The 26,890-nt window shown below is 61.2% G+C and carries 28 protein-coding genes; 16 read left to right on the top strand and 12 right to left on the bottom strand.

Annotated elements, in window-relative coordinates; genetic code table 11:
* Positions 1-200: 200 nt before the first annotated feature.
* From AC07V8_RS19350 to AC07V8_RS19325, 6 genes are all read left to right on the top strand, one after another.
* On the top strand, positions 201-3,029 hold the full coding sequence (locus AC07V8_RS19350; RefSeq protein WP_494679340.1) for a xanthine dehydrogenase family protein molybdopterin-binding subunit: 2,829 nt from the start codon (positions 201-203) through the stop codon (positions 3,027-3,029).
* Positions 3,026-3,577, top strand: coding sequence for a (2Fe-2S)-binding protein (locus AC07V8_RS19345; RefSeq protein ID WP_494679339.1), 552 nt, complete (start codon positions 3,026-3,028; stop codon positions 3,575-3,577). Before AC07V8_RS19350 ends, AC07V8_RS19345 begins: the two co-directional genes overlap by 4 nt.
* The gene (locus tag AC07V8_RS19340; RefSeq protein ID WP_494679338.1) at positions 3,577-4,860 is read left to right on the top strand and encodes a c-type cytochrome; all 1,284 of its coding nucleotides are present in this window, start codon (positions 3,577-3,579) and stop codon (positions 4,858-4,860) included. Before AC07V8_RS19345 ends, AC07V8_RS19340 begins: the two co-directional genes overlap by 1 nt.
* A 188-nt stretch (positions 4,861-5,048) precedes the next feature.
* Positions 5,049-6,050 carry an XdhC family protein gene (locus AC07V8_RS19335; RefSeq protein WP_494679337.1) on the top strand — a complete coding sequence of 334 codons (1,002 nt, stop codon included), beginning with the start codon at positions 5,049-5,051 and terminating at the stop codon, positions 6,048-6,050.
* Between the two features lie 57 nt (positions 6,051-6,107).
* Positions 6,108-6,437, top strand: a complete 330-nt coding sequence (locus AC07V8_RS19330; RefSeq protein WP_494679336.1) for a DHCW motif cupin fold protein — start codon at positions 6,108-6,110, stop codon at positions 6,435-6,437.
* Between the two features lie 149 nt (positions 6,438-6,586).
* Complete coding sequence (locus AC07V8_RS19325; RefSeq protein WP_494679335.1) at positions 6,587-7,252, top strand: energy transducer TonB; 666 nt, start codon at positions 6,587-6,589, stop codon at positions 7,250-7,252.
* A gap of 227 nt (positions 7,253-7,479) precedes the next feature.
* On the opposite strand, the gene AC07V8_RS19320 is transcribed toward AC07V8_RS19325, so the two are convergent.
* From AC07V8_RS19320 to tmpT, 3 genes are all read right to left on the bottom strand, one after another.
* Positions 7,480-8,823 (bottom strand): TAXI family TRAP transporter solute-binding subunit, encoded by a 1,344-nt coding sequence (locus AC07V8_RS19320; protein ID WP_494721486.1) that lies wholly within the window; start codon positions 8,821-8,823, stop codon positions 7,480-7,482.
* A gap of 76 nt (positions 8,824-8,899) precedes the next feature.
* Positions 8,900-9,244: a zinc ribbon domain-containing protein YjdM gene (locus AC07V8_RS19315; protein ID WP_211441925.1), complete on the bottom strand. Its 345-nt coding sequence runs from the start codon at positions 9,242-9,244 to the stop codon at positions 8,900-8,902.
* Between the two features lie 250 nt (positions 9,245-9,494).
* Positions 9,495-10,139: a thiopurine S-methyltransferase gene (gene tmpT / locus AC07V8_RS19310; RefSeq protein WP_494679333.1), complete on the bottom strand. Its 645-nt coding sequence runs from the start codon at positions 10,137-10,139 to the stop codon at positions 9,495-9,497.
* 232 nt (positions 10,140-10,371) lie between these two features.
* On the opposite strand from tmpT, the gene AC07V8_RS19305 reads away from it, so the two are divergent.
* Positions 10,372-10,632, top strand: a complete 261-nt coding sequence (locus AC07V8_RS19305) for a hypothetical protein (RefSeq protein WP_494679332.1) — start codon at positions 10,372-10,374, stop codon at positions 10,630-10,632.
* A gap of 92 nt (positions 10,633-10,724) precedes the next feature.
* On the opposite strand, the gene AC07V8_RS19300 is transcribed toward AC07V8_RS19305, so the two are convergent.
* Positions 10,725-11,000 (bottom strand): LIC_13387 family protein, encoded by a 276-nt coding sequence (locus AC07V8_RS19300; RefSeq protein WP_494679331.1) that lies wholly within the window; start codon positions 10,998-11,000, stop codon positions 10,725-10,727.
* A gap of 19 nt (positions 11,001-11,019) precedes the next feature.
* Positions 11,020-11,466 (bottom strand): SRPBCC family protein, encoded by a 447-nt coding sequence (locus AC07V8_RS19295; protein ID WP_494679451.1) that lies wholly within the window; start codon positions 11,464-11,466, stop codon positions 11,020-11,022.
* A 400-nt stretch (positions 11,467-11,866) separates the two neighbouring features.
* Between AC07V8_RS19295 and AC07V8_RS19290 the strand changes: the two genes are divergently transcribed.
* Positions 11,867-12,391, top strand: coding sequence for a GlcG/HbpS family heme-binding protein (locus AC07V8_RS19290; RefSeq protein ID WP_494679330.1), 525 nt, complete (start codon positions 11,867-11,869; stop codon positions 12,389-12,391).
* 50 nt (positions 12,392-12,441) lie between these two features.
* Here AC07V8_RS19290 and AC07V8_RS19285 read toward each other — a convergent pair whose 3' ends face one another.
* The gene (locus AC07V8_RS19285; RefSeq protein WP_494679329.1) at positions 12,442-13,317 is read right to left on the bottom strand and encodes a LysR family transcriptional regulator; all 876 of its coding nucleotides are present in this window, start codon (positions 13,315-13,317) and stop codon (positions 12,442-12,444) included.
* Positions 13,318-13,414: 97 nt separating this feature from the next.
* On the opposite strand from AC07V8_RS19285, the gene AC07V8_RS19280 reads away from it, so the two are divergent.
* Together AC07V8_RS19280 and AC07V8_RS19275 are read left to right on the top strand one after the other, a co-directional pair.
* Positions 13,415-14,425, top strand: coding sequence for a quinone oxidoreductase family protein (locus tag AC07V8_RS19280; protein WP_494679328.1), 1,011 nt, complete (start codon positions 13,415-13,417; stop codon positions 14,423-14,425).
* Between the two features lie 306 nt (positions 14,426-14,731).
* Entirely contained in the window at positions 14,732-15,307 is a 576-nt protein-coding gene (locus tag AC07V8_RS19275) for a DUF1439 domain-containing protein (RefSeq protein ID WP_494679327.1), read from the top strand.
* A gap of 12 nt (positions 15,308-15,319) precedes the next feature.
* Here the strand turns inward: AC07V8_RS19275 and AC07V8_RS19270 are convergent, their stop codons facing one another.
* Positions 15,320-16,156: a GNAT family N-acetyltransferase gene (locus tag AC07V8_RS19270; RefSeq protein ID WP_494679326.1), complete on the bottom strand. Its 837-nt coding sequence runs from the start codon at positions 16,154-16,156 to the stop codon at positions 15,320-15,322.
* A 196-nt stretch (positions 16,157-16,352) separates the two neighbouring features.
* Here AC07V8_RS19270 and AC07V8_RS19265 point away from each other — a divergent pair, with 196 nt between their 5' ends.
* Entirely contained in the window at positions 16,353-17,372 is a 1,020-nt protein-coding gene (locus AC07V8_RS19265) for a hypothetical protein (protein WP_494721485.1), read from the top strand.
* A gap of 26 nt (positions 17,373-17,398) precedes the next feature.
* On the opposite strand, the gene AC07V8_RS19260 is transcribed toward AC07V8_RS19265, so the two are convergent.
* Complete coding sequence (locus tag AC07V8_RS19260) at positions 17,399-18,319, bottom strand: LysR family transcriptional regulator (RefSeq protein WP_494679450.1); 921 nt, start codon at positions 18,317-18,319, stop codon at positions 17,399-17,401.
* Positions 18,320-18,489: 170 nt separating this feature from the next.
* On the opposite strand from AC07V8_RS19260, the gene AC07V8_RS19255 reads away from it, so the two are divergent.
* The 3 genes from AC07V8_RS19255 to mmsB all read left to right on the top strand — a co-directional run bounded on the left by AC07V8_RS19255 (position 18,490) and on the right by mmsB (position 22,254).
* Positions 18,490-19,713, top strand: coding sequence for an ABC transporter substrate-binding protein (locus AC07V8_RS19255; RefSeq protein ID WP_494679324.1), 1,224 nt, complete (start codon positions 18,490-18,492; stop codon positions 19,711-19,713).
* Positions 19,714-19,788: 75 nt separating this feature from the next.
* Positions 19,789-21,288 carry a CoA-acylating methylmalonate-semialdehyde dehydrogenase gene (locus tag AC07V8_RS19250; protein ID WP_494679323.1) on the top strand — a complete coding sequence of 500 codons (1,500 nt, stop codon included), beginning with the start codon at positions 19,789-19,791 and terminating at the stop codon, positions 21,286-21,288.
* A 72-nt stretch (positions 21,289-21,360) separates the two neighbouring features.
* Positions 21,361-22,254: a 3-hydroxyisobutyrate dehydrogenase gene (mmsB, locus tag AC07V8_RS19245; RefSeq protein WP_494679322.1), complete on the top strand. Its 894-nt coding sequence runs from the start codon at positions 21,361-21,363 to the stop codon at positions 22,252-22,254.
* A gap of 81 nt (positions 22,255-22,335) precedes the next feature.
* On the opposite strand, the gene AC07V8_RS19240 is transcribed toward mmsB, so the two are convergent.
* Entirely contained in the window at positions 22,336-23,325 is a 990-nt protein-coding gene (locus AC07V8_RS19240; RefSeq protein ID WP_494679321.1) for a M14 family metallopeptidase, read from the bottom strand.
* Positions 23,326-23,389: 64 nt separating this feature from the next.
* A complete protein-coding gene (locus AC07V8_RS19235; protein WP_494679320.1) occupies positions 23,390-24,706 on the bottom strand; it encodes an MFS transporter in 1,317 nt (438 codons plus the stop codon).
* Positions 24,707-24,709: 3 nt separating this feature from the next.
* On the opposite strand from AC07V8_RS19235, the gene AC07V8_RS19230 reads away from it, so the two are divergent.
* The gene (locus tag AC07V8_RS19230) at positions 24,710-24,868 is read left to right on the top strand and encodes a hypothetical protein (RefSeq protein WP_494679319.1); all 159 of its coding nucleotides are present in this window, start codon (positions 24,710-24,712) and stop codon (positions 24,866-24,868) included.
* A 95-nt stretch (positions 24,869-24,963) separates the two neighbouring features.
* Here the strand turns inward: AC07V8_RS19230 and AC07V8_RS19225 are convergent, their stop codons facing one another.
* On the bottom strand, positions 24,964-25,878 hold the full coding sequence (locus AC07V8_RS19225; RefSeq protein WP_494679318.1) for a LysR family transcriptional regulator: 915 nt from the start codon (positions 25,876-25,878) through the stop codon (positions 24,964-24,966).
* Between the two features lie 66 nt (positions 25,879-25,944).
* A complete protein-coding gene (locus AC07V8_RS19220) occupies positions 25,945-26,289 on the bottom strand; it encodes a helix-hairpin-helix domain-containing protein (RefSeq protein ID WP_494679317.1) in 345 nt (114 codons plus the stop codon).
* A gap of 49 nt (positions 26,290-26,338) precedes the next feature.
* On the opposite strand from AC07V8_RS19220, the gene AC07V8_RS19215 reads away from it, so the two are divergent.
* Entirely contained in the window at positions 26,339-26,773 is a 435-nt protein-coding gene (locus AC07V8_RS19215; RefSeq protein ID WP_494679316.1) for an Rrf2 family transcriptional regulator, read from the top strand.
* Positions 26,774-26,890: the final 117 nt, after the last annotated feature.

The following is a 26,890-nucleotide window of genomic DNA, read 5'->3' as shown; positions in this document are numbered from 1 at the left end:
GGTTGCGATTGCCTTCAAATCACCTATTCTCATCATGTCATAGTGATGATGTTGTCCATTCTCCAATGTAATAAAATGCCGACCCCCAGATGAATGCCCGGCAGGGGCTTTCGCTGGATCTTACGAACATGCGCAACCATCGCCGGCAGCTGAAACGGCTGCGGCGCTGAGGCTGTTCCCTGGTTTTTGAGGAGAAATACATGACAAAACTCGACCTTTCGCGTCGCAGTTTTTTGAAGGCCAGCGTCATCGCCGGAGTCTCGGTTTACGTAGCGCCCATGGGCGGCAAGGCATTCGCCGCCCTGTTTGAAGAAAAAATCCTGACGCCCATCCAGTGGGACAGCGGCAACGGTCAAGTCAAGTTCCGTATCGATGGCATTGCCAAGGTCACCGGCGCCAAAGTGTTTGCCCGCGATGTGCGCGCGCGCGACATGCCGCACTGGCCGAACCAGCAAGCCCATGCCTTCATCCTGCGCGCCACCAAGGCCGACCGCAGCTTCCTGGGCTTCGACCTGAGCATGCTCGGCGAAGAATTGAAGCCGGACCGCGTGGTCACCGCCGCCGACCTGGCGCGCGACGGCGTGGCCTTCCCGGCGTTTTACGGCGAAGACATGCTGCTGCCGGCCGGCAAGACACCGGCCTATCTGGGACACGCCGTGGCGATCCTGATCTATAACGATTTCGCCCGTTTCCGTTTCGCCAAAGACAAGCTGCAATTCAAGGATGAAGTCATCCAGTACGGTCCGGCGACCGGCCCGCTGGAGCGCGATCCCTGGGGCAGTTTCCGCTTCGTGCGGGTGGGCGGCGCGACCTCGTTCGACGACGATGTCTTCTCCAGCCTGAAGAATGCGCCGGTATTCCCGAGCATGATGCGCAAGCACCAGCCGGTCTGGCCGGACGGCCAGGAGCACGGCAAGCTGGGCGAGCAGGGCATGTTCTACGCCGCCCAGATCCAGGAACAGCTGGACCACCCGCCGGCCGACTGGCTGGTCATGGAACGCAACTACAACACGCAGTCGGTGGATACCGCGGCGCTGGAGCCGGACAACGCCAACTGCTGGTACGACGCTGCCAACCAGGCCCTGCACATGGTAGTGCCGACGCAATCGCCGGCGGAAGTGGTCGACAGCGCCATCGAGATGATGAAGAAGGGAAAATTCCCTTTGAAGAAGCTGTTCCTGCATCCTTGCTATACGGTCGGCTACGGCTCCAAGGATCACTACAATTTTCCGTTCTACGGCCTGGTGACTTCGCTGTATGCGGACGGCAAGCCGGTGCGCCTGGCCAACGACCGCTACGAGCAGTTCCAGACTTCGATCAAGCGCCACGCCTTCAAGATGCACTACCGCATCGCGGTCGATCGCAAGAGCGGCTTGCTGCAATCGTTCAAGGGCGAATTCGAAGCCAACGGTGGCGGCCGCGCCAATTTCTCGCCATCGGTGGCGATGGTGGGCGCTACGGCAGCGCAGTCGATCTACTACTTCCCGAAAAACGACCTGGCGGCGGTCGCGATTGCTACCCGTGCAATCGACGCCGGTTCGGCGCGCGGCTACGGCACCTTGCAAAGCATGGCGGCGACTGAAATGATGATCGACGAGATGGCGGAAAAGCTGGGTCTCGACGCCATCGATTTCCGCCTCAAGAATGCGCTGCGTTCCGGCATGAAGAACACCCAGGGTGCGATTCCGGCGGGCGCCATCCGGGTCGACGAAGTGCTGCAAAAAGCCAAGCTGCATCCGCTCTGGGTCAACCGCGCCAAGAGGAAAGCGGAGTACGAAATCAGCCATCCGGGCTATCGCTACGGCGTCGGCTTCGCCTGCGTGCAGAAGGATTTCGGCACCGGCGCCGAGGCGTCCTTCGCCAAGGTCGAGATCAGCGCCGACGGCCAGATCCACCTGTCGCACAGCGCGGCTGAAATCGGCACCGGCATGTCGACCTCGCAGGCGATCGCCTGCGCCAAATGGCTGGGCAAGCCGGCCCATGAAGTGCGCACCTCGATCACCGACTGGAGCGACTTGCCGGTGGTCACCAGCGGCGATCCTTATATCATGAGCCAGGCCGAGCAAGACAAGCTGGCGGCCAATCCGCGCTGGTCGCCGGGTTATTCCTCGCCGGCCAGCGCCACCAATTCGGCTTTCTATTTCACCCACAGCACGCGCGAAGCGGCGCGCGTCATCTTCATGCACGGCCTGTGGCCGGCGGCGATGGCGATCTGGAGCCAGGGCATAGGCGGCGGCCAGGCGGCGCCGCTGGTGGTGCGGGTGGAAGATGCGCGCTGGGTCGACGGCAAGCTGTCGGCCGCCGGCCTGCAGGCGCTGCCCTACGAACAGCTGGTCAAGAAAGCCCATGAGCTGGGGCTGGTGACCGGCGCCACGGTGCACGTCTTCAATCGCTGGCAATGGACCGAAGCCGATTTCGACATTCTCGGCAATCTGGTGCGGGTGCCGCTGGACGGCCTCTCGGTACGCTACGGCGAAGGCGCCAGCAAGGCCCTGCAAGCCAAGCAGACTACCGACGGCGGCTACGAGGTGCTGAACCGCAAGAAGGTCCTGATCCCGCCAACCCAGCGCAACAACGCAGCCGTGACCTACTACAGCGCGGTCGGCACCCTGGTCGAGCTGGCGGTGCATGAAGCCAGCGGCAAGGTCGAGCTGCTGACCCATCATTCGATCATGGAATGCGGCAACCAGATCTCGCCGCAGCTGGTCTCCGGCCAGCTGCAGGGCGGCCTGGCGATGGGCATCGGCCATGCCTTGCATGAATACCTGCCGCTGTACGAAGACGGCCCCGGCAACGGCAGCTGGAATTTCAACCGCTACCAGCTGCCGCGCGCCAAGGATGTCGCGGTGTGGAGCCAGACCAGCGAAGTGCTGCCGCCGCTGACCGAAACCGATCCACCTAAAGGCATCGCCGAAGTGGTGATGATCCCGGTGGTCGGCGCCATCGTCAACGGCATCGCCCACGCCATCGGCCACCGTTTCACCGATCTGCCGGTAACCCAACAAAATATTCAGGAGGCTCTGGCATGAGCATGACCATACACCCCATCACCATGCATATCAACGGCAAGCCGGTCGGCCCGGTGCCGGTGCCGGAAGGCATCATGATGATCGATTTTCTGCATGAATACCTGGACCTGACCGGCTCGCGCCTGGGCTGCGGCCAAGGTCTGTGCCGCGCTTGCGTGGTGATCCTCGACAAGCCGGACGGCACTAGCGAAGAAGTGCGTTCCTGCATCACCGGCGCCCATTTTTTCGAAGGCAAGAAAGTGCGCACCGTGGAAGGTCACGCCCAGCGCAACGAGCAGGGCGAAGTGGTGGCGCTGTCGCCGATCCAGCAGAAATTCCTGGAACACTACAGCTTCCAGTGCGGCTATTGCACCCCTGGTTTCGTCAATGCCGCCACCGTGCTGGTGGAAAAGCTCAAGCGCCAGCCTGTGACGAAAGCCCAGCTGGATGACACCATCACCGAAGGCTTGAACGACCACATCTGCCGCTGTACCGGCTATGTCCGCTACTTCGAGGCGGTCAAGGAAGTGGTGCTGGGCACGCCGGGACTGGTGAAGGATGCCAAGTGATGACCAAGCCTCGATATCTTCGCATCGCCCTGGCCGGCCTGGCGCTGCTGGCGGCAACCCTGTTGTCCGCCTGCGACGGCGGCAGCTCGGCTGCGGCCTCCGTCCAGGCTGCGGATCAGAACGCGCTGAAACCCGGCAGCGCCGACCAGGTCGCCCTTGGCCGCTACCTGACCAAGGCCGCCGATTGCGCCGCCTGCCACACCACAGCCACCGGCGCGCCGTTCGCCGGCGGCGTCGAGCTGGCTTCGCCTTTCGGCAAGTTCTACGGTTCCAACATCACGCCCGACAAGGAGCACGGCATCGGCAAATGGAGCGCCGGCCAGTTCTACAAGGCGCTGCACGATGGCGTCACGCCGGACAAGCACTTGTATCCGGCCATGCCTTATACCTCCTACCGCTCGCTGACGCGATCCGACAGCGATGCGATCTATGCCTACCTGATGCAGCAAAAGCCGGCGGCCGTGCCAACCCGCGCTCCGGACCTCAGTTTCCCCTACAACATGCGCTTCGGCATGATGTTCTGGAACGTGCCTTTCCTCAAGGATCAGCTGGCCGATGCATCTGCCGGCAAGTCGGCCATGTGGCTGCGCGGCCAGTACCTGAGCAATGCCCTGGGACACTGCGCAGAGTGCCACACGCCGCGCGGCGCCTTCGGCCAGCTGGATCTGTCGAAATCGCTGGCCGGTTCGGCGCTTGGCCGTGTCGCCGCGCCGAACATCACGCCGGCCGGCCTGGCGGCGGTGGGCTGGACCGCGGCGGACTTGCAGACCTTTTTCGCTACCGGCATCGCGCCCCAGGGTTCAGCTTACGGCGAGATGTTCCCGGTGGTGCATCTGAGCACGCAATACCTGAGCAAGGATGATCTCATCGCGGTGACGACTTATCTGATGGGCGACCAGCCATTGCCGGCGGCGCCGCTCAAGACGATCAGCGCGGACGCCATGGAACTGGATGCCGGCAAGCGCCTGTACACCGCGGTGTGCGCCGGCTGCCATGGTTTCCAGGGCGACGGCAAGCCGCACGTGGCGGTGGCGATGAAAGGCAATTCGACGGTGCGCAACGCCGATCCGCATAACCTGATCGTCGCCATGCTGGACGGCATCGAAGCGCAGAAATTCCCTGGCACCGAGAGCCTGCAGGACATGCAGGGTTTTGCCGGCCAGCTGAACGACAAGGAACTGGCGCAGCTGTCCAATTTCCTGCGCGCGACCTGGGGTGGCCAGCCGGCCAGCATCACAGCAGATCAGATCAAGGCGTTAAGGCTGAGCACTGCTGCACATTAACCGGGTAGGGTGGGCACCCGTGCCCACGCGGAATGGCGCGGCAAATAATAGAGCACCGTTCCAGCGTGGGCAGAAAATCTGCCCACCCTACGGCCATTGCAGCCAGCAGTCTGACAGGATCCACCGTGCAAGCGGTCGATCCTGTTTTTCATTACACTGGTGAGAATTGAAAGAGGAATCAAGCGAGCATGAATGCAGTCGACTATCAAGTATTGAAGAGCGCCGCCGCCTGGCTGCAGCAGGGCAAGCGGGTCGCCATGGTGACGGTGGTGCGCAACTGGGGCTCGGCGCCGCGGCCGCTCGGTTCGCTGTTCGCGATTACCGATGCCGGCGATTTTACCGGCTCGGTTTCCGGCGGCTGCATCGAAGACGACCTGATGCAGCGCTTCGCCGCGGCTTTCCCGGAAAAAATCGAACTGGTCCGCTATGGCATCAGTGCCGAGCAGATGCGCCGTTTCGGCTTGCCTTGCGGCGGTACGCTGGAGCTGGTGATCGAACCGCTCAGCTCGGCCGCCGCGCTGACGCCTTTGCTGGAGGCCGTCAGCGGCCGCCGGCTGGTGCAGCGCCGCCTCGACATGCGCAGCGGCGTGGCCACGGTCGAAGCCACCGCTGCCGATTTCGCGCTGCGTTTCGATGAAGAAGAATTGCTGCAGGTCTTCGGGCCGCGCTGGCGCCTGCTGATCATCGGCGCCGGCCAGGTCTCGGAATACCTGGCGCAAATGGCGCCGGCGCTGGATTTTTCGGTCTACCTGAACGATCCGCGCGAAGAACAGCGCCGCAACTGGCAGGCCGACGACGTCACCTGGCTGGAAGGCATGCCGGACGATGTCGTGCTGGCGTTCAAGCCCGACCGCCGCACCGTCATCGTCACCCTCAGCCATGATCCGAAAGTCGACGACATGGCGCTGATGGAAGCATTGAAGACGGATGCGTTCTACGTCGGCGCGATCGGCTCGATGGCGAGCACCGAAGCGCGCAAGGAAAGATTGCTGACGCTGGACCTGAGCAGCGAGCAGATAGCACGGCTGCATGCGCCGATCGGCATGCAGATATGGAGCCGCTCGCCGGCGGAAATCGCGGTGTCGGTGCTGGCCGAGCTGGTGCTTTTGCGTAACCGCGGCAGCGTGGCGGCATCGCCCTCCAGCTGCGCTGTCGGCGCCAATGACGTGCGGATGGTGGAGCGGCCCTGAACGCCAGGGTTTGCCTGCTTCCGGCTGCATCGATATGTGCAAAAAAACAGGAAAACCATGAAGATGACTGATATCCCTTTCGGAACCACCGACTGGGCAAGCGTTGAACGGACCGAACACAAGGGCGAAAGCGGGATCGCCTACTGGCGCACCCGCCATTTCGGCGAAATCCGGGTGCGCATGGTTGAATATACGGCGGGCTACCTGGCCGACCACTGGTGCAGCAAGGGGCATGTGCTGTTCTGCCTGGAAGGAGAACTGGAGACGGAGCTGGAAGACGGCCGCAAGTTCCTGCTGAAGCCGGGAATGAGCTACCAGGTGGCGGATGGCGCCGAGCCGCACAGGTCGTTTACCGCGGTCGGCGCCAAGCTGTTTGTGGTCGATTAAGCCCCGGATATTGCAGTGCACCCTTTACTGTGGCGCCTAAGCTGCTAGTATGAAATTAGACGATCCGCAACAAATCAGGACATCGGTGGCTGGCTTGCCGCCGGTGCCGGAATCGTCAAAAAGCCAGGCGAGCAGACAGGAGTCCGGCAATGGATTTCATGCTGGAGCAGAAGCGGCCGACCAGGAAACTGGTCGGTTTCAGCATCGTGGTCTTGATGCATATCGCGATCGTATATGCACTGGTGACAGGTCTGGCCCGCAAAGTGGTGGAGGTGATCCAGGAACCGGTGATCACCAAGATCATCGCTGAAATCAAACCTCCGCCGCCACCGCCGCTGCCTGACAAACCGACTCCGCCGCCGCCGAAATCCACCGCACCGCCGCCACCGTATGTGCCGCCGCCTGAAGTCAAGGTGGCGCAGCAGCCTCAGGAAAACGTGATTGCCGCGGTCACCAGCGTCAAGCCGCCGACCAACGAGCTGCCGACTTCTGTCGCCCAGCCGTCTCCCGCGGCGGCAACCGCCGCGCCCGCCGGACCGGCGCATACCAGCGCGCGCGTGACCGGCAATTGTGAAAAGCCGGAATATCCCAGGACTTCGCTGCGCAATGAAGAAACGGGGACGGTGAACGTGAAGCTGATCATCGGCGCCGACGGCAACGTGGTCGACGCTTCGATTGAAAAAAGCAGCGGCTTCAAAGAGCTGGACCGCGCCACCTTGAAAGCCTGGAGCCTTTGCCATTTCACGCCTGCCATGGCGGATGGCCAGCCGGTGCAGTCGACTACCCGCATGCAGTATGTCTGGAAAATGGAATGAGCCGGCAGGAAAGGACGGAAAGCTTGCGGCTGCTGTTGCTGCTGCTGCTGCTGCTGCGATACGGGAAATTATCTTTTTGACATCGTCCTGACGCGATATCGCTGCGACTGAATCGCCATTTGCACACGGTTTATCCCGGTCTTTCAATTCCCGGTATTTTTGGGCGTTTTCGCCGATAACACAGTTGCAATATTAAATGTAATTCAATGTTCGTATGAGACCTGGAACTAAAAGCGGGCACTGCCGGCAGCCTGGGAAATCCTGTCGCGCACTACGCGGATCGCCTGCTTGAGCGTGTACACATCCTGGAAATAACGCTGCGGGATCCGGATCTGGCTGGCGTTGGCATCGATGTTTTCGATATCCTCGCGCCACTGCGCAATCTGTTCCGGACTTGGCTGCCTGTTCTGCCATATCTCATCTTCCAGCGACTTGATCTCCCGATACCACACCACCAGCCGGTTTTTCATGCGCGCTTCCACCATGCGCGGCAAGGCCTGCAGCAGGCCGAACAGCAAGGCCATGAAAGGCAGCAGGATCAGCAAACGCCGCTCGATGAAACTGGCCAGCCAGAACGGCAGGTAGCGCTGCAGGAAAGGGCGGCCGGATTTGAAGTAGCGCGTGCTCTCATCCGAGATGGGGAAATCATCGGTGTTGAGGTTGGGGAACACGCCGCGCGGCGTGAAATAGTCTTCGCGCGCATGCGCGGCATTGGCCGCTTCCAGCAGCAGGTAAGCCAGCGCCGGATGCAGCGTGTCCTTGGAAACCAGCAGCGCGGTCGCTGCCAGCAGGGTGACATCGGCTTGCGGCAGGTCGTTGACGACGCTGGTCGAGGCGCGCGGGAAGATGATCTTGGAAAGCGAAGGAAATTTCAGCACCAGCGCATCGGCCTGGGCAAAGCTCATCAGCTTGAGGTCGCTGTTGAGCAGCATCTGCTGCATAGGCGCATCCGGCCGGCCGATGAAGAAGGCAGCGTCCAGCTGGCCGCTTTCCAGGCTTTGATAAGCCTTGTAGGCATCCATTTCCTGCAGGCTGGTGTTGTCGGCGCTGATGCCGCTGTGACCAAGCAGCACCCGCGAAACCGTCAGCAGGCCGCTGCCGGGAACGCCGATCGAAATCCGCTTGCCGCGCAGCTGCGCCAGCCGGTTGACGACGACGTCGCCGCGATAGAAGACCCAGATCGGCTCGTACGACACGGCGGCGATGGTTTGCAGCTGGTCTTCGGGCGAGGGCGTGGTGGTGCCGGACTGGATGAAGCCGACTTCGTATTCGCTGTCGGGATCCTTCAGCCGCTGATAGTTTTCCACCGAACCGGAAGAGCTGCGGATATCCAGGGTGATGCCCTCGCGCTTCAGCAGCGGCGCGTAGCGTTCTGCGAAGCCGGCGTAGATGCCTTTGTCGGCGCCGGTGGTGATCACGATGGTGCGCTGGATCGCCGGCTTGAGGACGACCGCCAGGCCCCAGCCCAGCGAGGCCAGCAAGATAATCGCGCCGACGATCAGAAAACGCAGCCGGCGCGCTGTCATGGGCGGTTTGTGGATGCGGTGCAGCGCTGGATTGTGTCTCGGCATGGGCTATGGAAAGCGCTCGGTTGGGCAACTCGGAAACCAGACTGCAACTTGGGAGCCGGTCAAGACTCCCGCATGATTACACCTTTTTTACAAACTCCGATTTCAGGCTCATGGCGCCGAAGCCGTCGATCTTGCAGTCGATGTCGTGATCGCTGTCGACCAGGCGGATGTTCTTTACCTTGGTGCCGACCTTGACCACGCCGCCGGAGCCCTTCAGTTTCAAGTCCTTGATGACGGTGACGGTATCGCCGTCCTGCAGGATATTGCCGACAGCGTCGCGGTAAACCTTGGCGCCGTCGCCGGCGGCATCGGCCGCCGCCTGCTGCGGCCACTCATGGGCGCACTCCGGGCAGATATAGAGGCCGCCGTCCTCATAGGTGAATTCGGAGCTGCATTTGGGGCAGGCTGGCAGAGTGCTCATGATCTTGTCTTTCGGAGTAAGGCTGGCGCCGTAAAAAGCCGACAGTATACAACCTGCCGCGCCGCTTGCCGGCTTTTGGGTCTGTAGCCGTGCTTACCGGCAGTATCGCGGAAAACCCCGCTGGCTGCAGTGCCTGCTTAAGCGCCTGCGGCCAGGATGTCGTCAGCTACCGGCAGCAGCGCCAGGCTGCGCGGCGTGGTTGCGCTGAAAAAAGGAGAGGAGTCGACGCGCTCGGCTGCGCCTCAGTGCATTATTTATGGGCTTTCCGGAGCAGCCAGACGGTCTCCGTTGACGCAACTTTTCCCTTCAATCCGCCCGCGACATCCTTGTTTTCAACAGGCGTCAATTGGTAAGCCGCGCCATAGTGCTGTTTTACTTCGTCCCCGTTAACTGAAAACGGTGGGCCGTCCATCAGCGCTTGCTCGTATTCATAAGTGATCAGCAACTGTGGCGCTGCGCCGGTTATTTTCATCAGGTGCGACGCATATTTCTCTCGTGTGGAAAGGGGCAGGGCAACTAAAGCTGCGCGATCGTATATCGCGTCTATGGGTCCGAGACATTCGGCAGACACCTCAAAAATATCACCCACAAATATATCGATATCCTTGGCGCTGTAGCGTGCCAACTCCCCGACTTTGGATATTTTCGGCTCTAAGGCAAGTTCTTTAAACAGTTCGCTGATGGCATGTCCGCTCAATTCTGCGCCGGCAACGCGATAGCCGCGGGCAAGCAGCCATGCAATATCGCGTGTCTTGCCACACAAGGGCAGGAATACGCGACTGCCATTTGCCGGATTCAATTTTTCAAAATGTTCTGTCAGCAGCGTGTTTGCCTCGCTCTCATGAAAATTGATCTCGCCTCGTTCCCATTTTTTATGCCAAAAACTTGCTTCCATATCGGTTCCTTGAATGCCTGATGTGTTGATGTATAAGTAACGTGAGGCCAACTTAGTGATTCAAGCAATGTGCGAAGTTGGGTTGCGGGCCAGGATACAAGTTAAAGTAAGCTTTAAGTCAAGCTATAGTTGCGATAGATGGCATGATGGATATTGCTGAACACAATAATGAACAAGCTTGATAGGCGGCTTTGAACGATTGCGGATGTATCGCTGAATGAAAATTCGCTAGATGCTAGGGACGCTGCGTCGTCCGCTGGTATCCGGCATCGTGTTCGGCGTCGTGGTGTTTCTCATCATGCGGCTGCTTGCGCTGCCGCTTTCTGCGTTCCCATTCCCGGTAACTTTCAAGCCACTTGGCAGCACCTTGGATCTGTTGTCTCACATGTTGCTGTTTGGTGTTCCCATCGCCATTTCCGCCAGCAAGACTGCGCTCGCACGCCGGCCTGACAAGTCATTCAACCCGATCGCCGAGGGTGGCGCAATCCAATAGCAGCGCAGTCAGCCGGCAGCGAGTTAATTCAGACGTTAAAAATGTCAATATTCTGAAGCGGCCCGCTGCTGGCGCGTCCGCGTAAAAGAAGGTTAAGCCCAACGGACGATGAGCGCGAGGGCCAGGTAACCATATACGGCGCCGAACAGGATGAGGCCGTAGCTATGGCTAGCGTTGAAGCCGACCCAGGCCTTCCACATCGTTGTTTGGCGCGTGATAACAGGCGAGACCTCTTGCATGCGTGTTTGCAGTTCACGATCGCGGGGCAACAGCTTTGGACCGTAGAAGGTGTACAGGAGATGCAGGAGACCCAGCAGCAGAATGATCGCTGCACTGGCAGCGACGAGCGAAGGGGCGATCGTGCTCATGGCGGCGCCTGCCTGCCGGTTATTCAGAAATCTCAGCCTCAACCAGTTGCGCAAGTAGAGTGAGCGATTCCTGCCATCCGAGATAGCAAGCCTCAGGCGGAATGGCTTCCGGTATGCCTTCTTGCACAATGTTTACTTCAGTGCCGCAGAAGACCTTTTGTAAAGAAATCGTCGTTTGCATCTCCCCCGGCAAATCAGGGGCGTCGAATTTGTCCGTATGCCGAATTCGTTCGTTAGGTATTAGCTCGAGATACTCCCCGCCAAAGGAATGACTATTTTTCGTGGCGAAGTTCGTAAACGACATTTTATAAGTGCCGCCGACTTTGGCATCAATATGGTGGACCTTGCCAGTGAAACCATTTGGCGGAAGCCATTTAGTCATCGCGTCGGCATCAAGAAACGCCCGGTAGATTCTCTCCGGAGGCGCCCGGAGCACGCGATGAAGCCGGATTGTGTTCGTAGCCATGATTTCTTTGCCTTTCTCTGCGCTGTGATGACGAACTTCGATATGGGTCGCGGTATTGCAGGATAGTTCTAGCGACCGCGGTATGGCTCCGCCCCGGTTCAAGGTCTGAGACCTGCATGCCGCCTGCGTTTCCGGGATCTCGATATCATTTTTGTACTGCACTGAATTTCCGCGAAAAGCTGCACATCAGGATTTACGGCATTAGCATACACCTGAGGCGTCTGATTGACTGAAATGGCGCGGCTGTCGCGGCGGAAAATCCGCTACGCTCACGATGAGCAAATGCCCCTTGCGTGCCGCCCAGCGTGGCGCTACAGTGGGAAACTACCAGCCCGGCGTGCCTAGCGCTCCGACACAGCCTCAAGCACGCGGCTCCCGCCAACCCATGGGAGATGATGCGATGCAAAACCTCATCCAGATCGCCTGCGCAGCCTGCCTGGCCGCGGCAACCGCCGCGACGGCGCAAACCCCGGCCTCACAACCCCCGGCGGGCGGGACGCCCGACAAGATGCCATTCGAGATTCCGTATGGCGCTGCGATTGGTCTGGACAGCGCGAAGAAGCTGCTCGCGATTGCGGAAACGGAAGCCAGGAAACACGACTGGAAAATGAACATCGCTGTCGTCGACCCGCACGGCGAACTCCTCGCGTTCGAGCGCATGGACGGCGCGCAATTCGCATCGATCGCGATATCCCAGAACAAAGCACGCACGTCTGCGAGATTCCGCCGCGAAACCCGAATCTTCTACAACCAGTTTGAGACCGGGCATGGATACGTGCAAACGCTGGATGCGCAACTGGTGGCATCGCCGGGCGGGTTTCCGCTGGTGGAAGGAGGAAAGCTTGTCGGCGCTATCGGCTGTAGCGGCGGCACGGGCGATCAGGACGCTGCCGTGTGCAAGGCAGCCGCCGATACGATCAAGTAGTGCGGCGCCACTGTTCGCAGCAGCTGAAGGCAGCGAGACAGGCCGCAAGGCTACCCGGCCAGCCGTTTCACGCCGGCTTGCCCGAACAGTTCGATCAACCCGTCCGCCGCCGCCCGTATGCGCGGCGAGCGTCGTACTTCGGGATGCATGACCAGCCAGACCGTCAGCACTACCGGACAGGCCGGCGCGGTTACCAGTTTCAGCAATGGGTCGTGGCGCCCCAGGAAGTGCGGCAGGGCGCTGACGCCCAAGCCTGCGCGCGCCGCCTGGTACAGGCTGCTCAGGTCGTTCGAGCGTAGCGGGAAAGGGCGGCCGGCAGCGATCTTTTCCAGCCACTTCTGCTGCGGCGTGGCGAGCAGGCTTTCTTCATAGCCGATGAATTCCCAGGCATCCTTTTTGGCGCCGGCGAGATATTCCTTGGCGCCGTAAAGGCCATAGCCGATCTCGATCAGGGGCCGCACCGCCAGCTCTGCCGCGGCCGGCCGCGACAGGCGCAAGGCGATGTCGGCCTCGCGCCGGGTCAGGTTGACTTCGCGGCTTTCACCCACCACTTCCAAAGCGATGCCGGGCAGGCGCCGGCGCAGGAAGCCCAGCTGCGGCACCAGCAGATGGCTGGCGATGACCGGCGGCGCGGAAATGCGCACGGTGCCTGCCAGCGGCGCGGCCCCGGCCGCCGCCCGCTCCAGCGCCAGCGCTTCCTGTTCCAGGCGGCGCGCGCCGGCCAGCAGGTTTTCTCCTTCCGGCGTCAGCTTCCATTGGCGCTGCAGGCGCTCGAACAGCCTCAGGCCGAGCGCCTCTTCCAACGCCTCGATGCGGCGCGCCACCGTGGTGTGTTCCACCTTCAGCCGGCGTGCACCGGCGGTCAGGCTGCCGCTGTCCACCAGCGCCAGGAAGTAGCGCAGATCGTTCCAGTTGAGATTGGTCATGGTGCAATTATGCACATGAAAGGCGAATATTTGACGGCTTTCAGTGCATAAATATTTTCATTACCATGCTTCTCAATCCCTCAACCTGGAGCACATCATGAGCAAGGAACTGGTCATCAGAATGAGTCAGCCCGGCGATGCCGGCGTATTGCAGGCGGCAAGCATCGATTTGCCGCCGCCTGGCGCCGGCGAGGTGCGTGTGCGCCACACGGCCATCGGCGTTAATTTCGCTGACATTTATCACCGCATCGGCCTGTACCGCCTGCCGGAACTGCCCGCGGTGCTCGGCGTCGAGGCGGCCGGCGTGGTAGAAGCCATGGGCGGCGAACAGGGCGGCCAGGATTGCAGCGACGTGCAGGTCGGCGACCGCGTGGTCTACGCCGGATTGCCGGCCGGCGCCTATGCGACTGCCCGCAATGTCGCACTGAACCGCTTGATCAAGATTCCGGCAGGCGTCAGCGACATCCAGGCCGCCGGCACTCTGCTGCGCGGCATCACTGCCCAGATGCTGTTCCAGCATGTCGCCAGGGTGCGCGCCGGCGACACCGTCCTGGTGCAGGCGGCTGCCGGCGGACTGGGCCAGGTGCTGGGGCAGTGGGGCGCGGCGCTGGGTGCGCGCATGATCGGCACTGTCGGCAGCGCGGGCAAGGGCGAGGTGGCCAGGAGCAAGGGCTATCAGGAGGCGATTCTCTATCGGCAAACGGATTTCGTGACCGAAGCGATGCGCCTGACCGACGGCCGCGGCGTCGATTTTGCGGTCGATGGCGTCGGCGGCGAGACCTTGAGCAAGACGCTGCAGACCGTACGCCCGTTCGGCATGGCGGCCAGCGTCGGCCAAGCGGCAATCAGCGGCAATGAAGACAGCGCCGTCCTGCCGCTCAGCGAGCTTGGCCCTTATCGTTCCATTGCGCTGTCGCGTCCGAGCGTGTTCCGTTTCATGTCGGACCTGTCCCGCTACCGGGAAGGCGCGGAGGCAACTCTGGCTCGCCTGGCGCGTGGCCTTGTCATGGATGTCTCGCTCACGCTGTCTTTGGCGGAAGCAGCCGAAGCCCATCGTCAGCTGGAAAGCGGCAAGACCGCCGGCGGCGTCATCCTGCTGCCTGCTTGACTAGTGGACTGTTCTGGTCGTTTGTCCGAAAATGAATTTTTCCGGATCGAAGCAAGCCACCGCATTATTCGTGAGGAGCCAGGATGGGGGCACCGTCTTTTACCCGTGGGGCGTGCTGGGGTCTGTTATCGGCTACATGATCAAGGTAAAGTGTGCATTGCGCAAGGGAGAGTAAGTGCGCTGGCGTGACTTCAAGCGGTGTTATTGGGCAGGCTGAGGGATTTTTTCCGGCGCGCGCCGGTCGAAGTTCGGCTGGCTGGAAAAATGGCATCCGCCATTTGACGTTTGAAAGTGACAAGAATGGCTATGAAAGTAACTATGAAGCGGCGCACGCTGATCAAATCGCTGCTGGCCCTGGGTGTGTTCGGCGCTGCCGGCGGTGCCTGGGCCGGCTACAACATCTGGTCCAATGAATACACGTTTACGCAGCAGCAGCTGCAGAGCGCGATCGAGCGCAAATTTCCGCTGCGGCTGCGCTATGCGGAAGTGTTCAACGTCGATTTGAAAAGCCCGCAGCTGAGCCTCAATGCGCCGCAGAACCGGGTCGTCACGCTGGTGCATGTCAGCGTGCTCAGTCCCTTGCTGCTGGCGACGCCGCTGAACGGCAATATCACCTTGAGCAGCCGCCTGAAGTACGACAAGGCAACGCGCGCCATCCGTCTTGACAGTCCCTCCGTCGACACCATCGATTTCAGCAGCGTGCCGCAGCAATACCGGGAGCAGTTGAGCCAGATCGGCGCCATGGTCGCTGAGCAGGTGCTGAAGGATTACCCGATCTATACCTTTACCGTCGATGAACTGCGCCTGAGCGGAAAAACCTTCGAGCCTGGCGAGATCACGGTACAGGCAGACGGCATCGCGGTGCAGATCAATGAAACCTGACGAGGCTCCAGCCTAGGCCGGGCGCTTGCTGAAAGTCGCCTTGGTGTAAGCCAGGCTGAAGCCGGCGCGTTCGGTGTTGCGGGCGCTGGCGTTGGCCGGCCGGGCAGTGACGCTGGCCAGCCTGCAGCCGGCTTCGCGTGCGGCATCCAGCCTGGCGTGCAAGAGCGCCAGCTGCACTCCGCGTCCGCGATAGGCCGGCAAAGTGCTGGCGATGTACAAATGCGCCAGCAAGCCGGCGGGCGTCTCGATCAGGCTCATCCCCGCCGTGCCGGCGATCTGACCATCTACGATCGCGGCAAACAGCCGCGTGTCACTGCGTCGCAACGCGATCTGCGCCAGCGCTTCCAGCAAAACGGGCGGACGATTTACCGCCTGCACCGAAAATCCCGCGACCGAGTGCCTTGCAAACCTGGCGCCTACCCAGGCATGGTCGCCGGTTACTTCCATTCCGTTAGCAGCGGCGGTGCGCACATCTGCCGCAGCCAGGCTGCGCACGTAAGTATTGCTGAAAGCATTGACCGCATAGCCGTGTGCTGCCAAAAGCGCCAGCGTACCGCTGTGCGCATGCGGACAAAGGTCTATCTGCGTCTCCAGCCCTTGCGCGGCATACATGCTTTCCAGTTCGGCCAGTTCGGTTGCCTTCAGCGGCGCGTCCATGCCGCAGCCGGTGACGTGGTTCAGCTTGCGCCCGAAGACCGGATCGGTCAGCGCCGCGATGCCGCCGGCGACGGCAACCGCCTGAGCGCGCAGGTCTGCGCTCCATTCACGGTAAGCGTCGGTCTGTCTGCTTAAATGGCTGGCTTCGGCAAATTCAAGTGCTTGGGCAAGTTCGGGGCCGGTCAGGATCATGGCGGGATCGGGGCAAGAGGGATGAGGGAAATTACTTCGGCGCAGGCGTCATTGTGTTCTATTATTTTATGCAGAGCGTAAAGATGCTGCGCATATTCCCGAATAATAAATGAGAACGGACCCCATGATGTCGATGCTGCGCAGTCTTGTTGCCGTTTCGATATTTTTTTGCGCGGCCAACGCCGGCGCCGCTGTCATGTCAGTGCACCTTGATCAGCCGGGCCGCGCCGGGGCGGACGGCCTCGTCGTGGCGCCGTGGATCATGAGCCTCGATGGCGAAATCGATGCCGCAGCGCCGGCGCGGGTAAGGGCAGCGCTGGCGCGGACCGGATCGGCAGGCGTGGAAGTCTATCTCGATTCGACCGGCGGCGATCTGTTCGCCGGCATGGAAATCGGCCAGTTGCTGCGGCAGGCCCGGGCCAGCACGCATGTCGGACGCTATTTGGCCGGCCGCGGCAATCAAGGCGGCGCCGGCCTGGCGTCGGCCGCGCCGCGGCCGGGCGTCTGCTACAGCGCCTGTTCGCTGGCCTTCCTGGGCGGCGTCTACCGCTATGTCGGCGAGGGTTCGCAATACGGCGTGCATCGCGTATCGCGCAGCTCCGGGCCCGCCGCCGGCGACCTCGATACCGGGCAGATCGTGTCGGCCGGCATCGCGCATTACATCCGGGTGATGGGTGTGGGACAGGGTTTGCTCGATCTGCTGGTGCAGCAGGGCGAACACGGCATCTACCTGCTGAGCGACGCCGAGCTGAAGGCGTTGAATGTGGTCAATAACGGCCGTCAGCCTGCCGACTGGTCGCTGGAAGTGACCGATGGCGGCGAATACTTGCGCGGCATGCAGGACACAGAATACGGCCGCGGCAAAATCGCCTTCCTGTGCGACCAGCAAAAAATCCAGATGTTCACCTTTTACCAGGCCGGCGACAAAGCCGACGCCATGGCTGTCGGCCGCTGGGTTCATTCGCTATTGCTCGACGGCGGCATGGCCGCCTTGCCGGATCCGGACAGCGTGGCGGCTGACAAGGGCGAGCTGCAAACCTTCTTCACGCTGACGCCGGAGCAGGCCGGCCGCATAGCAGCCAGCCGCTCGGTCGGCCACGCCATGCAGACTGCGCGCGACGACGCCACTTTCATCGGCTTCAAGGTGGATATCCCGCTCGCCGCATCTCAAAAAGTACGCGCCTTCATCAATCACTGCGTGGCGCCGCGTTCGTAGCGTCGTCATTTTCCCGCGCTTCCGCATCAGTCGGCCTGATAGATCATCTCGCGCGACTCGCCCATCAGGTAGGGGCGATTGGGTTCGATGACCTCGCGCAGATAGCGCCATAGCGCCGCCACCCGCGCCACATTGCGAGTTTCGGTGGCGGCCACCAGCCAGAACGCGCGCTGGATATCGACCTGGCCATCCAGCACCGGCACCAGATCCTCGCTTTGCTGGGCCAGGAAGCAGGGCAGGATCGCCAGCCCCTGGCCGCTGCGCGCCGCCGTGTACTGGGCGATCACACTGGTGCTGCGGAAGGCGCGGAAGGCGGCCGGGGCGACGTTTTCCTTGTAGCGCAGCTCTTCGCTGAACACCAGGTCGTCGACATAACCGATGAAGGCGTGCTGGTTGAGGTCTTGCAGCGTCTTGATTGGTGCGTGGCGGTCCAGGTAGGAGCGGGTGGCGTACAGCTTGAGGAGATAGTCAGTCAGCTTGGTGACCACATAGTTGCCGCTCTGCGGGCGTTCGATGGTGACGCCGATGTCGGCTTCGCGCTTGGACAGGTTGACGAAGCGCGGCACCGGCAGCAGGTCGACCGTGATGTGCGGATGGCGTGCGCAGAAGTGCGCCAGGTGCGGCGCCAGCACGAAGGTGCCGAAGCCTTCGGTGGCGCCCAGCCGCACCTGGCCCGACAGTAGGCGGTTGTGGCCGCTCAGTTCCTCGGCGGCGGCGTACATGGTGCTTTCCATCTTTTCCGCGTATTCGATCAGGCGGTGGCCTTCGGCGGTCAGCGTGTAGCCCTGGTTGTTGCGCTCGAACAGCTGGCTGCCGATCTGTTCTTCAAAGCGGCGCATGCGGCGCGATACGGTCGAGTGGTCTATGCCCAGCTTCTTGGCGGCCTCCACCAGTCCCTGGCTGCGCGTCAGTTCCAGGAACACCCGCAGGTTGTCCCAGTCCAGCACGGCGTTTGTCGGTTTCACCTGCATCTCCTCGCTTTGCAAAAATGCAAAGCTATTGTGGATTATTGTCTATTGTTTCAATAATAATGCACATGCAGAATGTCTCTACAGAAAATTTTATAAAAACGACGCAGAGCGGGCATTGCATGCCGCCCTGCAAACAGGAGACAAGGATGACAAAGCGCAGGCTGCTTGCAGCTGGTTCGGCCGTGGTCTTTTCGTTAACGGGTTTGCTGGCGCTCAGCCAGGCGCAAGCCCAGGATGGCGACGTCTACAAGGTCGGCATCCTGACCGATATGTCCGGTCCGTATGCGGCGATGGGCGGGGCGGGCTCGGTGGCTGCGGCCAAGATGGCTATCGAGGATTGCATGAAGGCCGAATGCAAGGGCATGAAGATCGAACTGCTCAGCGCAGATCACCAAAACAAGGCCGACATCGGCGCTTCCAAGGCGCGTGAATGGATAGACCGCGACAAAGTCGACGCCATCGCCGACCTCACCAATTCCTCGGTCGCGCTGGCGGTGCAAAAGCTGATCCGCGACAAGGGCGGCATCGCCATGTACAGCGGCCCGGCCACCACCGTGCTGACCAACGCCGAATGCGCGCCTAACGGCTTCCACTGGATGTTCGATACCTATTCGCAGGCGGCCGGCGCCGCTGCAGCCTTGACCAAGATGGGGCAGAAATCCTGGTATTTCGTCACGGTCGACTACGCCTTCGGCCAATCGCTGGAAAAAGATGCGGGCGATGTCGTCAAGAGCCTGGGCGGCACGGTGATCGGTTCGGTGCGCCATCCCTTGAACGCCAGCGACTTCTCATCCTTCCTGCTGCAGGCGCAGAGTTCGAAAGCGCAGGTGATCGGCCTGGCCGATGGCGGCCAGGACACGGTGAATGCGATCAAGGCGGCGCGCGCGTTCGGCGTCGGCAGCAAGAACCAGCGCCTGGCAGCCTTGCTGGTGTTCCTGTCGGATGTTCATGCGCTCGGCCTCAACGATGCCCAGGGCCTGGTCTACACCGATGGTTTCTACTGGGATTTCGACAACGATACGCGCGCCTTCTCCAAGCGCTTCGAAGCGCTGAACAAAGGCAGCAAGCCGACCATGGTGCATGCCGGCGTCTACTCCAGCGTGTATCACTACCTGAAGGCCGCGGCTGCCGCCAAGTCGCACGACTGGAAGGTCGTGACCCAGAAGATGCGCGACATTCCTATCCACGATGCGGTCATGCGCAACGCTTCCATCCGTGCCGACGGCCGCGTGATCCATGACATGTACCTGTACCAGGTCAAGACCCCGGCCGAGTCGAAAGCCCCTTGGGACTATCTCAAGCTGCTGTCGACGATCCCGGCGCAGCAGGCGTTCAAGCCTATGGATGCTTCCTGCTCCCTGACCAAATAAAAATGCAATCCGGGGGCGGCCCGGATTGCGCCTGTTTTCGCCTATGTTTTGTTTTTCATTTTGAAGGAAGTCATCATGTCCATCCCAAACGTTCCGCTCTACATCGGCGGCAAAGCCGTACAGTCCACCAGCACCGAATGGCGCGACGTCCTCAATCCGGCCACCCAGGAAATCGTGGCGCGGGTGCCGTTCGCCACCAAGGCGGAAGTCGACCACGCCGTGGCCAACGCCAAGCAAGCCTTCGCCAGCTGGCGCAATACCTCGCTGGCGCAGCGCATGCGCATCATGCTCAAGTTCCAGCAGCTGCTGCGTGAAAACATCGCGCCGCTGGCCGAGCTGATCACCCGCGAACATGGCAAGACCCTGCCGGATGCCGAAGGCGAAGTCATGCGCGGCCTGGAAGTGGTCGAGCACGCCTGTTCCATCACCTCGCTGCAAATGGGCGAGCTGGCGGAAAACGCGGCCAGCGGCGTCGATGTCTACACCATCAACCAGCCGCTCGGCGTGGGCGCCGGCATCACTGCTTTCAACTTCCCGGTGATGCTGCCTTGCTTCATGTTCCCGGTGGCGGTCGCCTGCGGCAATACCTTTATCCTCAAGCCGTCCGAGCAGGATCCGTCCTCGTCGCTGTTCCTGGTGGAACTGGCGCAGCAGGCCGGCTTGCCGCCGGGCGTACTGAACGTGGTCCATGGCGGCCCGGACGTCGCCAACATGCTGTGCGATCACCCTGACATCAAGGCGATTTCCTTCATCGGTTCGACCAGCGTCGGCACCCATATCTATCGCCGCGCCAGCGAAGCCGGCAAGCGCGCGCAGTGCATGATGGGCGCGAAGAACCATTGCATCGTGCTGCCGGACGCCAACAAGGATCAGGCCATCAACAACCTGCTGGGCGCGGCGTTCGGCGCGGCCGGCCAGCGTTGCATGGCGAACTCGATGGTGCTGCTGGTCGGCAAGGCGCGCTCCTGGCTACCGGAAATCGTTGAGCGTTCGCGCGGCCTGAAGATCGGCCCGGGCAGCGACCGCCAGGCGGACCTGGGGCCGATGGTGTCGAAAGCCGCCAAGGCGCGCACTGAGCGCCTGATCGGTACCGGCGTGGAGCAGGGCGCGCAGCTGCTGCTGGATGGCCGCAATTGCGAGGTGGCAGGCTATCCCGAGGGTAATTTCGTCGGCCCGACGATTTTCTCCGGCGTGACCGAGAAAATGGATATCTATACGCAAGAGATTTTCGGCCCGGCCATGTGCGTGGTCGAGCTGGAGACGCTGGACGAGGCGATCGCCTTCATCAACGCCAATCCGAACGGCAACGGCACCTCGATCTTCACTTCCTCGGGTTGGGCGGCGCGCAAGTTCCAGAACGAGATCGATGTCGGCCAGGTTGGCATCAACGTGCCGATTCCTGTGCCGGTGGCGTATTTCAGCTTCACCGGTTCGCGCGCTTCGAAGCTGGGCGACCTCGGTCCTAACGGCAAGCAGGCCGTGCAGTTCTGGACCCAGACCAAGACCGTGACCGCGCGCTGGTTTGCGCCGGATGCGGATGGCGGTGAAATCAACACCACCATTTCCATGAAATGATGAGGCTGCCTGCCGCCGTAGTGAAAACGACCGCGGCAGGCGATGCAAGACCACGCAAGAAAGAGACCCACCATGAACCACGAAATCGTTTTTATCGGCCTCGGCAACATGGGTTTGCCGATGGCTCTCAACCTGGTCAAGGCCGGCCACAAGGTCAGCGGCCATGACCTGGTCGCCGCCAGCGTCGAGAAATTCGCCGCCGGCGGCGGCAGCGCTGGCAACGACCTGGCCGCTGCGGTCGGCGCCGCCAAGGTGGTCATCACCATGCTGCCCGCCAGCCGCCACGTCGAAGGGGCTTATCTCGGCGCCAGCGGCATCCTGGCGCAGGCCGCGCCCGGCACTTTGCTGATCGACTGTTCCACCATCGCTCCCGACGCCGCCCGCCAGGTGGCGGCAGCAGCGCGCGAGAAGGGCTTCGTCATGCTCGACGCGCCGGTCTCCGGCGGCACCGGCGGCGCGCTGGCCGGCACGCTGACTTTCATGGTCGGCGGTTCGGCCGAAGGCTTCGCCGCGGCCAAGCCGTATCTGGAAAAGATGGGCAAGGCGATCTTCCATGCCGGCGACAACGGCAGCGGCCAGACCGTCAAGGTGTGCAACAACATGCTGCTGGGAATCCTGATGATAGGCACCTCGGAAGCGATCCGGCTGGGCATGGCGAACGGCATGGATCCCAAGGTGCTGTCGGAAATCATGGCTAAGAGCTCGGGCCGCAATTGGGCGCTGGAAGTGTACAACCCTTGTCCCGGCGTCATGGAAAATGCACCGGCATCCAAGGGCTACAGCGGCGGTTTCGGCGTCGACCTGATGCTGAAGGACCTGGGGCTGGCGGTGGAGAACTCGCTGTCGACCGGCAGCAGCGTGCCGCTGGGCGAGCTGGCGCGCAACCTGTACGATATCCACAGCAAGAGTGGCGCTGGCGGCCTGGATTTCTCCAGCATTTTCAACATGCTGGCCAAGGCCGAGTGAGTTGCGGACGATAGCAATTCCGGTTTGAAAAGGCCTTGCTTCCTTGCCGCGGACCAGCGCTGCGGCAAGGCGCGGCGTTTTTCACTGCCAGTTCTCAAGCGCGCGGGCCAGGCGCATGACGGTGACGCCCGGACCGAGATGGCGTAGCGACGGCATGACGATCACGCAATTGTCATAAGGCGTGACAATGTGCTTGTCGCCGTCACGCGCGATGACGGTGCCGGCGTGTTCAATCATTTCCAGGCCGCGAAAATCCTGCGCGAATTCAAAATCCATCGTGTCGGCGATGACTGCCTGCGTTACCTCCAGCACTTGCTGCGGCGCAGGCTCGGCGTGCAGCATGAAATCCTTCAGATCCGCCGCAGCGACCACGCCAGTCTTGTTCAGGAAACGAGACGCCGCATCCAGCGCAACGTCCTTGCTGCGCACCGAGAAGTGCTGCCCGGTTTCGATCAGCAAGGCGTTCTTCGGGCTGGCAGGGTCGCCGAAAGCGCCATAGTCGCGCAGCCGCTTGCCGTTGGCATGGCCGGCATCGACGATCACGTGTTCGGGAACGCCGATGCCGGCGGCAAAGCGGATGCCTTTGGCCAGCGGGCCGCTGAGCATCAGCGGCGGCGCTTCTTCATGCATGGAGTGCAGGTCGAGCAGGAAATCGACGCTGTCGACGATGGGCCGCAATGCGCGCGCGCGGCGCAATTCCAGCGAATCATCGTCGCTGTCAAGTCTTGCCGCCGACCAGACGCGATTCATGTCTTCGTCAATGAAGCGGCTCGCATCCGGATTGCCGCTGTCGAAACGGTGATAGGCATCGACGTTGCCGAAGCCGAGCGTGAGGCGGCCTTTTGCCGGACGCACTCCCGATCGCAGCAACTGGTCTACGGTGATTGCGCCGCTGACTTCATTGCCGTGGGTGAGCGCCAGGATCATGGCATGCGGACCGGCCACGCCGCTGTCGAAAGTATGCAGGTAATCGACGCCTGTATTGCCAGTTTTCCATGCGGCGATATCGGGGAAAGCCACCTCGATCGGGTATTCATGCAAGTTTGCACGAATCTGTTCCAAGGTTTTCATCAAGCGTTGCTCCTGTTCGAAAAAGCTGAATATAGTTGCTGAGTAAAATGAGGATGCCGCCGGTTCAGGCCGGCCCGCGCCGCGCCATCCGGCGGCCCAGCGCGAGCACTGCTGCGATGCTGATCAAGGCTGTCGCCATCACATAAAAACTGGGCGCCAGTTTGCTCTGCGTGAAGGCAATCATCCAGGTGACGATCAGCGGCGCGAAGCCGCCAAACACGGTGACGGAAAAGTTATAGCTGAGGGCAAGTCCGGTGCCGCGGGTGCTGGTCGGGAAGATGTCCGACAGCATCGCGGGGATCGGTCCCAGGCAGGCAGCGATCAAGATGCCGACCAGGCCCTGGACCAGCATCAAGGTGCCGACCGTCGGCCAGGTGGTCAATAAGAGGAACAGGGGATAGGAGGTGCAGGCAATCGTCAGCATCGCCATCGACAAGACGCGGAAGCGGCCGTAGCGGTCCGACAGTGCCCCAAACAGCGGCGCGCTGATCATCAAGACCAGCCCGGTTACCATTGCGCTGAGAAATGAGGAGGTGGCAGGAATGTGCAATTGTTTTAATGCATAGGTGGGCATATACAATTTATGCACGTAGTTGAATGCGGTAGCGCCGGAAACCACTCCTATGCCCAGCAGCAGATTGATGCGGTCGCGCAGCAGGACAACTTTCAACGGCGATTTTTCCGGCTTGGCCGCCGCAATTTTCTTGAATTCCGGAGTTTCGTCGATCTGGCTGCGGATATACAGGCCTACCGGTCCGATCAATAAACCGACGCCAAACGCCAGCCGCCAGCCCCAGTCGTCCAGCTGGTTCTCTGTCAGCGTAAAACTGAGCAGCGCGCTGACGCCGGCAGCCAGCACGGTCGCCAGTCCCTGGGTCGACAATTGCCAGCTGGCGAAGAAGCCACGCCGTTTGGCATCGGCATGCTCGACCATGAATGCCGTTGCCGCGCCGAATTCGCCGCCGGTGGAAAAGCCTTGCAGCATGCGGGCCACGATCACGATCAGGGGAGAGGCAATGCCAATTTGCGCATAGGTCGGAGCAAAAGCAATCATCGCCGTGCCAATCATCATGACAAAGATGGATACGGTCAGCGATGCTTTGCGTCCGGCCCGGTCTGCATAGGAACCCAGGACAATGGCGCCCAGCGGACGCATGACGAAGGAAATCCCGAATGTGCCGACGCTGAGCAGCAAGGACGTGGTTTCATCCGCCGCCGGAAAGAACAGCTTGCCGATCACGATCGCGAAATAGCCGTAGATCAGCAAATCATAGAATTCGAGCGCGTTGCCGATGCTGGCGGCACAGATTTCTTTCCAGGGATTGCCAGGTTTGCGGATTGGCAAGCTGCGAGGGTCCAGTGTTCGTGGCTGTGATGACATGCGATGGCTCCAGAATTGTTGTTTTTTGCGTTTCATCCAGTGCGGAAATGCACGATGCGCGCTATTTTTGATTTTCAAAGACTGGCTGGCGGCATGCCGGAAGCTGCTCTGCCGGCGGCGTCTGCAGAGCGTCCTGCGGCGGATCGCGTCAGCAATTTTTGAAAATTTGAGGAAGTATAGGGAGCGTACGGCAGTCCCGATTGCCGTTTCGGCACAGGCTTGTGCTTTTTATTGCGATCGCGCTTTACTGTCTGATATCACAGCTCATCGACGGCGTCTGCAGAAACGCCTTCCCAGATCGCTTTGACCAGCGCATTGGCGTTGCCCCGCATGCGGTAGAGGGAAATATCGAAGCCGACGCGCATGTCGGCATCGCCGACCAGCAGCAGATTGCCTTGCTTTAAATCGTCCTGCACCAGCCGTTGCGGCAGCCAGGCCAGGCCGGCGCCGCGCTTCGCCATTTCCAGGATCGACTCGTAAGAGTCGGCCTGGTAGACCATGCGCAGCGACAGTTTTTTCGGCAAGCCGGCCAGATGCCTGGCGAGTACGCCACGCAGCGTCAGCGACTGCGAAAAGGCCAGCCAGGGAATGGGGGTTGCCGCATCGCCGGCCGGCAAGCGGAATTTGGGCTGTCCCTTGGCATCCGAGGCGCTGACCGGCAACAGCATTTCGCGCGCAAGCGTGACGGATTCGTAACGCTGCGGATCAATCAGCAAGCGCGTCGCCGGGCTGGAGTAAATGACCAGCAAGTCGACATCGCCGCTCGCCAAGCGCAGGATGACCTCTTGCGCGCCGCCGGTGCTGACCGAGACCGGAAAGGGTCCGAAACGCCGGTTGATCGTTTCATACCAGCCCGGGAAAAAAGTGCGCGCCAGGGTACGGCCGGTGGCGACCCGCAAGATTTCCTCCGGAGGCTGAGCGCCATCCTGCAATTGCGCCCGGGCCGCATGCAGGACATCGATCGCATGCGTCGCGGCGTCGAGAAACAGCTTGCCAGCCGGGGTCAGGGACAGCGGCTGCGTGCGCGCCACCAATTCAGCGCCCACCCATTGTTCCAGTGCGTGGATGCGGCGCCCGAAGGCCGGATGCGTGACAAAGCGGTTTTCCGCCGCGCGAGAAAAACTGCGTGTCCGAGCCAGTTCGACAAAATCTTCAAGCCAGGTCAATTGCATTTTTATTCTCGTAATACTGGAATATGAATAGCCGTCTCCGCATGCGGCGGCAAGCTGTCTGGTCCGTTATCCGGACTTGAGCAGGCGCTTGCGCTCTGCCGTGTACGACCACCACGGCAGCGGCTCAGCGCCTTCCATATAGCGCACCACTGACATGAAGACATCGATCACGCAGGGATCGTGGCGGGCGCCGGTGGCGACGCACAAGGCTTCATACATCTGCAGCGGTGATTTGCCGATCAGTTGCGCCGGCTGCAGGATGCCGATGCAGCGCAGGTCGGCGGCGCCGGCCTTGCCGATATTCGGCAAATCCTCCAGCTTTACCACGGCGTCTCTTTCCAGGTACTTGGGCATGTTGTTCTCGTCATTTTGATAGTGATCGGCCGCGCGCGCCGGCAGCTTCATAAGCATATACCAAGATATTCGTTGCGCGATTATCTGTATGGAATATAATTACAGTATGAAGTCCAGTCGATTTGCCGTCGCGGCGCATATCTTAGTCAGCGTGGAGTACGCCACCAGGGGCGGGGAAGTGTATTTCCCGTCCACGGCGATCGCCGCCAGCGTCAATACTAATCCTGTTTTCGTGCGCGAGCTGCTGCGCAAGCTGAGCAAGGCCAAGCTGGTGGTGACCAAGGAAGGCAAGGGCGGCGGCGTGCAGCTGGCGCGGCCGGCATCTGCCATCAACCTTGCGGAGATTTACCAGGCGGTAGAGGAAGGGCCGGTGCTGAAGCACAATACGCGCTCGAAAGACCTGTGCTGCCCGGTCAGCTGCGGCATGGATATGGTGCTGGACCCGGTGGTGTCGGAAGTGGAAAGCGCCTTGCTGGATATTCTGCGGGAAAGAAAGCTATGCGAGCTGGTCAACAAGATTGACGGCAAGGCTGGGAAATAGGCTGTTTTTTTGCGGTTAACTGTATTCTGGTATATTACAGTTAATTTTGCCGGGGGCAGGAAGGATCATTTCGATCCTATTTTTATATTCTTAACTGTATCTAAAAATAATACAGTT

The sequence above is a fragment of the Collimonas sp. GW821-FHT02H07 genome, assembly GCF_059421505.1.
The sequence above is the reverse complement of the archived record's forward strand: the minus strand, read 5'-3'. Positions and strand labels throughout refer to the sequence as shown.

Coding starts and splice junctions, on each gene's coding strand:
- AC07V8_RS19265 (WP_494721485.1), top strand. CDS start 16,353: ATGTCAGTGCACCTTGATCAGCCGGGCCGCGCCGGGGCGGACGGCCTC.
- AC07V8_RS19250 (WP_494679323.1), top strand. CDS start 19,789: ATGTCCATCCCAAACGTTCCGCTCTACATCGGCGGCAAAGCCGTACAG.
- mmsB (WP_494679322.1), top strand. CDS start 21,361: ATGAACCACGAAATCGTTTTTATCGGCCTCGGCAACATGGGTTTGCCG.
- AC07V8_RS19325 (WP_494679335.1), top strand. CDS start 6,587: ATGGATTTCATGCTGGAGCAGAAGCGGCCGACCAGGAAACTGGTCGGT.
- AC07V8_RS19350 (WP_494679340.1), top strand. CDS start 201: ATGACAAAACTCGACCTTTCGCGTCGCAGTTTTTTGAAGGCCAGCGTC.
- AC07V8_RS19290 (WP_494679330.1), top strand. CDS start 11,867: ATGCAAAACCTCATCCAGATCGCCTGCGCAGCCTGCCTGGCCGCGGCA.
- AC07V8_RS19340 (WP_494679338.1), top strand. CDS start 3,577: ATGACCAAGCCTCGATATCTTCGCATCGCCCTGGCCGGCCTGGCGCTG.
- AC07V8_RS19215 (WP_494679316.1), top strand. CDS start 26,339: ATGAAGTCCAGTCGATTTGCCGTCGCGGCGCATATCTTAGTCAGCGTG.
- AC07V8_RS19220 (WP_494679317.1), bottom strand. CDS start 26,289: ATGCTTATGAAGCTGCCGGCGCGCGCGGCCGATCACTATCAAAATGAC.
- AC07V8_RS19345 (WP_494679339.1), top strand. CDS start 3,026: ATGAGCATGACCATACACCCCATCACCATGCATATCAACGGCAAGCCG.
- AC07V8_RS19275 (WP_494679327.1), top strand. CDS start 14,732: ATGAAAGTAACTATGAAGCGGCGCACGCTGATCAAATCGCTGCTGGCC.
- AC07V8_RS19330 (WP_494679336.1), top strand. CDS start 6,108: ATGAAGATGACTGATATCCCTTTCGGAACCACCGACTGGGCAAGCGTT.
- AC07V8_RS19230 (WP_494679319.1), top strand. CDS start 24,710: ATGGCTCCAGAATTGTTGTTTTTTGCGTTTCATCCAGTGCGGAAATGC.
- AC07V8_RS19300 (WP_494679331.1), bottom strand. CDS start 11,000: ATGAGCACGATCGCCCCTTCGCTCGTCGCTGCCAGTGCAGCGATCATT.
- AC07V8_RS19295 (WP_494679451.1), bottom strand. CDS start 11,466: ATGGCTACGAACACAATCCGGCTTCATCGCGTGCTCCGGGCGCCTCCG.
- AC07V8_RS19270 (WP_494679326.1), bottom strand. CDS start 16,156: ATGATCCTGACCGGCCCCGAACTTGCCCAAGCACTTGAATTTGCCGAA.
- AC07V8_RS19240 (WP_494679321.1), bottom strand. CDS start 23,325: ATGAAAACCTTGGAACAGATTCGTGCAAACTTGCATGAATACCCGATC.
- AC07V8_RS19315 (WP_211441925.1), bottom strand. CDS start 9,244: ATGAGCACTCTGCCAGCCTGCCCCAAATGCAGCTCCGAATTCACCTAT.
- AC07V8_RS19280 (WP_494679328.1), top strand. CDS start 13,415: ATGAGCAAGGAACTGGTCATCAGAATGAGTCAGCCCGGCGATGCCGGC.
- AC07V8_RS19320 (WP_494721486.1), bottom strand. CDS start 8,823: ATGCCGAGACACAATCCAGCGCTGCACCGCATCCACAAACCGCCCATG.
- AC07V8_RS19255 (WP_494679324.1), top strand. CDS start 18,490: ATGACAAAGCGCAGGCTGCTTGCAGCTGGTTCGGCCGTGGTCTTTTCG.
- AC07V8_RS19235 (WP_494679320.1), bottom strand. CDS start 24,706: ATGTCATCACAGCCACGAACACTGGACCCTCGCAGCTTGCCAATCCGC.
- AC07V8_RS19335 (WP_494679337.1), top strand. CDS start 5,049: ATGAATGCAGTCGACTATCAAGTATTGAAGAGCGCCGCCGCCTGGCTG.
- AC07V8_RS19285 (WP_494679329.1), bottom strand. CDS start 13,317: ATGACCAATCTCAACTGGAACGATCTGCGCTACTTCCTGGCGCTGGTG.
- AC07V8_RS19225 (WP_494679318.1), bottom strand. CDS start 25,878: ATGCAATTGACCTGGCTTGAAGATTTTGTCGAACTGGCTCGGACACGC.
- tmpT (WP_494679333.1), bottom strand. CDS start 10,139: ATGGAAGCAAGTTTTTGGCATAAAAAATGGGAACGAGGCGAGATCAAT.
- AC07V8_RS19305 (WP_494679332.1), top strand. CDS start 10,372: ATGCTAGGGACGCTGCGTCGTCCGCTGGTATCCGGCATCGTGTTCGGC.